Origin of the sequence: Candidatus Vagococcus giribetii (assembly GCF_017316185.1) — a bacterium.
GTDB classification, from domain to species: Bacteria; Bacillota; Bacilli; order Lactobacillales; family Vagococcaceae; genus Vagococcus; species Vagococcus giribetii.
This window is the reverse complement of the sequence record NZ_JAFLVX010000039.1, coordinates 1-6453: the sequence shown is the minus strand read 5'-3', so window position 1 is coordinate 6453 and position 6453 is coordinate 1. Positions and strand designations below refer to the sequence as shown.

The following is a 6453-nucleotide window of genomic DNA, read 5'->3' as shown; positions in this document are numbered from 1 at the left end:
CTTTTTCCTCTACTCGATTTGGATAGTAGATGATATAATAGAAGTAAATAAATCAAGGGAGTGTTTATTATGGAAGAAACAGTCTTTTTTAATTTAGGAAATGCCATTGCTTCTAACTTTGATACAAAAGAATTAGAACGTACAGCGCAAATTGAGCACATGAAAAGAAATGGACTCAGTCGCCTTGTGATTGTAACAGACCCAAATAAACCTGAAGAAGAGCACATTTTATTTGATTTATCTGATAAAAAATTATCAGCAGAAAACGCAACAGCATTTAAAGTAACGAAGATAATTGAAAAAGACAAGCCAGAGGGTTAATCCTTGGCTTGTCTTTTATTTTTGGCGTATTGACTAGTTAAGTAAGCTGAGAATGAATTAGTTGTTTCAGCTTTAATAGATAAAAAGTCATGATTTTTTATTGTTAGGTAATAATATTCTTCTTTAAAGTAAGGGATAAAGAAGTCAACTTGATAAGTGTTACTTAGCTCGGTCAACAACTCACTTGCTTCATTAAAGAATAATTCTTTATTTGGTGTTGTAATAACAATTCCTTGAATTTGATGGAGTGTTTCTGTAAAGAGAGATAAACTCTCTAAAGAGGTTTCAAGAATAACAGACTGCTCTGGGGATGCTTTTAAAAAGGCGTTTAAAGAGTTAATGCCTGCTTCATTTAAATCTTCAGTTACTTTAATCGCGTCCATCGGTCCGTCTTGGAAGACAGATTCTAATTGCTCTTCTATGACTTGATTTGATACCTCAAATGATTCGTATTGTGTGTGAATCGATACAATCGTCGTAAAACCGAAAACACCATTTTGTTGGAAGACTTGAATGTCTTTTTGAATACCTGTTGTTGCTTTTGAATTGGAATGATTAATAGTTAGAACTTTTTTTACCATAAGAGCCTCCAGTGAATTAGTGTTAATCTGATTATACTACAAGACGATTCTGTTTATACTAGAATATTCGTAACATTTAAAAAGAATCACTCGAAGAAATTTGATTTTGAAGATTGAACCAGTTACAGTTGTATAGAAGGGAGATTGTCTTATATATTATTATTTATACTTTAATAATGAATTAATTCGAAATACGTGGTTACTATTGGTTTTTTTATTATGTTAAAAAATAAAATATGGGGTGGTATTGTTGAAAAAAGGGTTGTCAACTGTGAATAAAGATCAAGAGTTGCGGAAATACTCTCGTTTGTCTGAAAGAGAATTGATGATGGAGTTTAGGACTTCAACAAATGGTTTGACTTATGAAGATGCTGAGCAGAGGCTCGAAGAATTTGGTGAAAACAAAGTAGATGTGAAAAAACCAGATCCCTGGTACTCAGTCTTAATAAAATCTTTCATGGATCCTTTTATTTATGTATTAGTGGGACTTTTAGTTGTGTCAGCATTAACAAAAGATTACGAAGCAGTTATTGTTATGGGAACTATGATTATAGTTAGTGCGGTCATTCGGTTTATCCAAGATTTTAAAGCACAACAAGAGTCACTAGCCCTTCAAGATTTAGTTAAACATACGTGTGCTGTTAAAAGAGAAGGCGAGGTCAAAGAACGTCCCATGGAGGAGATTGTTCCAGGAGATGTGGTTTATTTATCTGCCGGAGATATGATACCTGCTGACAGTGTCTTAATTTGGACAAAGGACTTATTTGTCAATCAATCCTCTCTAACAGGAGAGTCGATGCCGATTGAAAAATATGAAACAAGTAAACAAGAAACATTAGAAATAGATGATTCTTCAGCTATTGATTTGTCTAACCTTATTTTTATGGGAACGGATGTATTGAGTGGTCAAGGTGAAGCAATCATTCTTAAAACAGGCCAACAAACATTCTTTGGTGATATTGCTAAACAAGCAAGTGGTAAAAGGGACCTGACTAACTTTGATCGCGATTTAAATCATATTAGTAAATTACTGTTGCGTATGGTAATGGTATTATTCCCAGTGGTCTTTTTGATAAATGGCTTAATAAAAGGCGACTGGACCCAAGCCTTCTTTTTTGCTATTGCAGTAGCAGTTGGACTAACACCTGAAATGTTACCAATGATTGTGACAAGCAACTTAGCTAAAGGGTCTCAAACTCTAGCTAAGAAAAAAGTGATTGTTAAAGAATTAAATGCGATTCAAAACTTAGGTGCCATGAATGTTTTGTGTACGGATAAGACAGGGACAATTACAGAGGATAGAGTTGTTTTAGTGGAACATGTTAGTCCTTTAGGTGATGATGATCCCAAAGTGTTAGATTTAGCCTTTCTAAATTCCAACTATCAAACAGGTTGGAAAAATTTAATGGATCACGCCATTATTAATTATTATGAAACTCATCCTGAAAGAAATACACATGATAATGTTGAGAAAATCGATGAAATTCCCTTTGATTTTTCAAGAAGACGTTTAACAGTTGCGTTAACAAAGGGCGAGCACCAATTGATGATTACAAAAGGTGCTGTCGAAGAGATGGCTACAGTTTGCTCTTATGTGGAAATTGATGGCGAAATACTTCCTCTATCAGAGGAGTTATTGATTCAGATGAATGATGTTAACCGTAAAATGAATGAGCAAGGAATGCGGGTAATCACGGTTGCTTATAAAAAAGATGTCCATACTGATGCTACTTACACGGTTTCAGATGAGAGCGATATGATTCTTGCTGGATTTGTAGGCTTTCTAGATCCTGCCAAACAATCAGCTGTCACAGCTATTTCATCACTTCATCATCACGGTGTAATAGTGAAAGTATTGACTGGAGATAATGAGATTGTTTCAAGAAAAGTTTGTGGAGATGTAGGGATAGAAGTTGATAAAGCTTATATCGGAGCAGATTTGGACAAAATGACCGAAGATGAGTTTGAATTAGCTGTTAATGAAACCAATCTGTTTGCAAAACTTAATCCAATGCAAAAGGCAAGAATCATTCAAACTTTACAAAAACAAGGGAATACAGTTGGTTTTATGGGAGACGGTATTAATGATGCCCCTGCTTTACGAACCGCAGATGTGGGAATATCTGTTGATACAGCAGCTGATATCACAAAAGAGGCTAGCTCGATTATCTTACTAGAAAAAAGTTTGACTGTTTTAGAAGATGGTGTCATTGAAGGGCGAAAAGTATTTAAGAACATGATGAAATATATTATGATTACGATTAGTTCAAATTTTGGGAATGTTTTTTCTGTACTGGTGGCTAGTGCGTTTTTACCATTCTTACCTATGCTATCTATCCAACTCTTAGTACAGAACCTTGTTTATGATATTTCTCAACTAGCTATGCCTTGGGATAATGTAGACGAGAGCCAAATAATGAAGCCTGTGAAGTTTGATAGAGAAAATTTATTCAGGTTCACTGTTTCAATTGGCCCTATTAGTAGTATTTTTGATATTCTTGCATTTGGTGTTATGTGGTTTGTTATTGGAGCCAACACAGTTGAACAACAAGCGCTGTTCCAGACAGGTTGGTTTTTAGTTGGACTTTGTAGTCAAACCTTAGTCGTTTATATGATTCGAACAGAGAAAGTTCCATTCTTACAAAGTAGGGCAAGTGCTCCAATGGTGATCATGAGCCTATTAGCTATACTTACAGGGCTGATGATTGTTTTAGTAGAGCCGTTAAGAGATGCTTTTGACTTTGCAGTGCTTCCAAGTAACTACTGGATGTGGCTGATTATCATTATTTTTTCCTACATGGTATTAGTTCAACTAATAAAGAATAAGTACATCAAGAAGTACCATCATTGGATTTAGTTCAAATTATTTTTTTCACAATGATAAAGAGAATTAGGTTTTAAAAACTAATATTAAAAGAGAGGCTGTTTCAATTTTTAAGTTGAGACACCTCTTTTTTATTATCTTCACCTTATTTAAAACAGAATCAGTAAAGGCTAAAACAAGTTAAATAGTTAATTATTGTAGGATTAGTGTGTTTTCTGAAAGTTGATGTATAACAGTATCTGTTAATACGTGTCACAGACTGATACAGAGAGATGTTAAAGAGAAGATGTTTGTTTTTCGTAGGTGAAATGTAAAGTGAAAATCATCACTATTTACCATAACAAGGATATTACCTTGTTTTATGCTTGAAAAACTTGAGTTAATTGCTTGCAATACTTATTTTCTCGTGGTAACTTATAGGTGTTGAAACGAAAAGAAAATGATACAGTTTTTCTTTCTGTTTGAGAACAAAATGAAATTGTAATAAGAGAGGATTGTGCAACAGTATGGCTAAGAAAAAAGTAAACCCACTTGATTTTGCAGCGTTTCTGGAAAGTGTCAACGAGAACTTCCAAACTGTTCAAGTATTAGATGTGAACGGAAAAGTAGTAAACGAAGATTTATTACCAGATTTATCTGATGATGAATTAGTAGAATTAATGAGTAGAATGGTATGGTCTCGTGTACTTGACCAACGTTCAACAGCATTAAACCGTCAAGGACGTTTAGGTTTCTATGCTCCAACAGCTGGACAAGAAGCAAGTCAATTAGCAAGTCACTTCGCAATGGAGAAAGAAGACGTATTATTACCAGGTTACCGTGATGTACCACAATTAATTCAACATGGTTTACCATTAAAAGAAGCTTTCCTTTGGTCAAAAGGTCATGCAGCAGGTAACGAATACCCAGAAGACTTAAAAGCACTTCCACCACAAATTATTATTGGTGCACAATATGTTCAAGCAGCAGGTGTTGCTTTAGGACTTAAAAAACGCAACAAACCAAACGTAGCATTTACATATACTGGTGATGGCGGTTCTTCACAAGGGGACTTCTATGAAGGAATTAACTTTGCTGGAGCAATGAAAGCAAACGCTGTATTCTTCATCCAAAACAATGGTTACGCAATCTCAACACCTCGTGAATTACAAACTGCAGCATTTACATTGGCTCAAAAAGGTCTTGCAGCTGGTATTCCAAGTGTTCAAGTAGATGGTATGGATGCTTTAGCAGTTTACCAAGTAACAAAAGCAGCTCGTGATTGGGCAGTAGCAGGAAATGGTCCTGTATTAATTGAAACATTAACTTACCGTTATGGTCCACATACATTATCAGGTGATGATCCAACAAGATATCGTTCACAAGAAACTGAAGATGAGTGGGCAGCAAAAGATCCATTGAACCGTTTCCGTACTTACTTAACTGAAAAAGGTTTATGGTCAGAAGAAAAAGAAGAAGCTGTTATTGAACAAACTAAAGAAGAAATCAAAGAAGCTATCAAAGCAACTGACTTAGCTCCAAAACAAAAAGTATCAGATTTCTTAAAAAATATGTTCGAAGTAGCTCCACAAAGCATTCAAGAACAAATTGATATTTACGAAGCAAAGGAGTCGAAATAAATCATGGCACAAAAAACAATGATTCAAGCAATTACAGATGCTCTAGCTTTAGAACTTGAAGCAAACCAAGATGTAGTAGTATTTGGTGAAGACGTAGGTAACAACGGTGGGGTTTTCCGTGCCACTGAAGGCTTACAAGCAAAATTCGGCGCAGACCGTGTATTTGATGCTCCTTTAGCAGAATCAGCAATTGGTGGTTTAGCTTTTGGTTTAGCATTAGAAGGTTTCCGTCCAGTTCCAGAAATCCAATTCTTTGGATTTGTATTTGAAGTAATGGATGAAATCGTTGCTCAAATGGCTCGTACTCGTTACCGCATGAGTGGAACAAGAACAATGCCAATCACAATCCGTGCCCCATTTGGTGGTGGTGTGCATACACCTGAATTACATGCTGATAACTTAGAAGGATTGATTGCTCAATCTCCTGGTATCCGTGTGGTAATCCCAAGTAATCCATATGATGCTAAAGGATTATTAATTTCATCTATCCGTGACAACGACCCAGTTGTTTTCTTAGAACACATGAAATTATACCGTTCATTCCGTGAGGAAGTTCCAGATGAAGCTTACACTGTTCCTTTAGATAAAGCAGCAGTAACACGCGCTGGATCTGACGTTTCTATCATTACTTACGGTGCAATGGTTCGTGAAGCAATTAAAGCAGCAGATAACTTAGAAAAAGAAGGTATCTCAGTTGAAATTATCGACTTACGTACTGTAGCTCCTTTAGATGTTGAAACAATTATCGCTTCTGTTGAAAAAACAGGACGTGTTGTAGTTGTTCAAGAAGCTCAAAAACAAGCTGGTGTTGGTGCACAAGTTGTTTCAGAGATTTCAGAAAGAGCCGTTCTTTCATTAGAAGCTCCAATTGGTCGCGTTTCAGCACCAGACACTATTTTCCCATTCGGTATGGCAGAAAATGCATGGTTACCAAATGCATCTGATATCGAAGCTAAAGTTAAGGAAATTAACGCATTCTAATTAGACGCTTTTAACAAGATAGAAGGAGAGAATACTAGATGGCTTTTAAATTTAAATTACCAGATATTGGTGAAGGTATTGCAGAAGGCGAAATCGTAAAATGGTTCGTAGCAGAAGGCGATACAAT

The 6453-nt window shown here is 35.6% G+C and carries 6 protein-coding genes; 5 read left to right on the top strand and 1 reads right to left on the bottom strand.

The features are described from left to right. Positions 1-69: 69 nt before the first annotated feature. Positions 70-321 (top strand): hypothetical protein, encoded by a 252-nt coding sequence (locus DOK76_RS12550; RefSeq protein ID WP_206968294.1) that lies wholly within the window; start codon positions 70-72, stop codon positions 319-321. On the opposite strand, the gene DOK76_RS12545 is transcribed toward DOK76_RS12550, so the two are convergent. Then, positions 318-902 (bottom strand): bifunctional hydroxymethylpyrimidine kinase/phosphomethylpyrimidine kinase, encoded by a 585-nt coding sequence (locus tag DOK76_RS12545; RefSeq protein ID WP_206968292.1) that lies wholly within the window; start codon positions 900-902, stop codon positions 318-320. The two genes, DOK76_RS12550 and DOK76_RS12545, sit on opposite strands and share 4 nt — an antisense overlap. 247 nt (positions 903-1149) lie before the next feature. On the opposite strand from DOK76_RS12545, the gene mgtA reads away from it, so the two are divergent. From mgtA to DOK76_RS12525, 4 genes are all read left to right on the top strand, one after another. Next, complete coding sequence (gene mgtA / locus DOK76_RS12540; protein ID WP_206968290.1) at positions 1150-3759, top strand: magnesium-translocating P-type ATPase; 2610 nt, start codon at positions 1150-1152, stop codon at positions 3757-3759. A 473-nt stretch (positions 3760-4232) separates the two neighbouring features. Beyond that, positions 4233-5345, top strand: a complete 1113-nt coding sequence (gene pdhA, locus DOK76_RS12535) for a pyruvate dehydrogenase (acetyl-transferring) E1 component subunit alpha (protein ID WP_206968288.1) — start codon at positions 4233-4235, stop codon at positions 5343-5345. Positions 5346-5348: 3 nt separating this feature from the next. After that, a complete protein-coding gene (locus DOK76_RS12530; protein ID WP_206968286.1) occupies positions 5349-6326 on the top strand; it encodes an alpha-ketoacid dehydrogenase subunit beta in 978 nt (325 codons plus the stop codon). A gap of 38 nt (positions 6327-6364) precedes the next feature. Then, positions 6365-6453, top strand: an 89-nt coding sequence (locus tag DOK76_RS12525) for a biotin/lipoyl-containing protein (RefSeq protein WP_206968296.1), incomplete at its 3' end; no start/stop codon positions are given.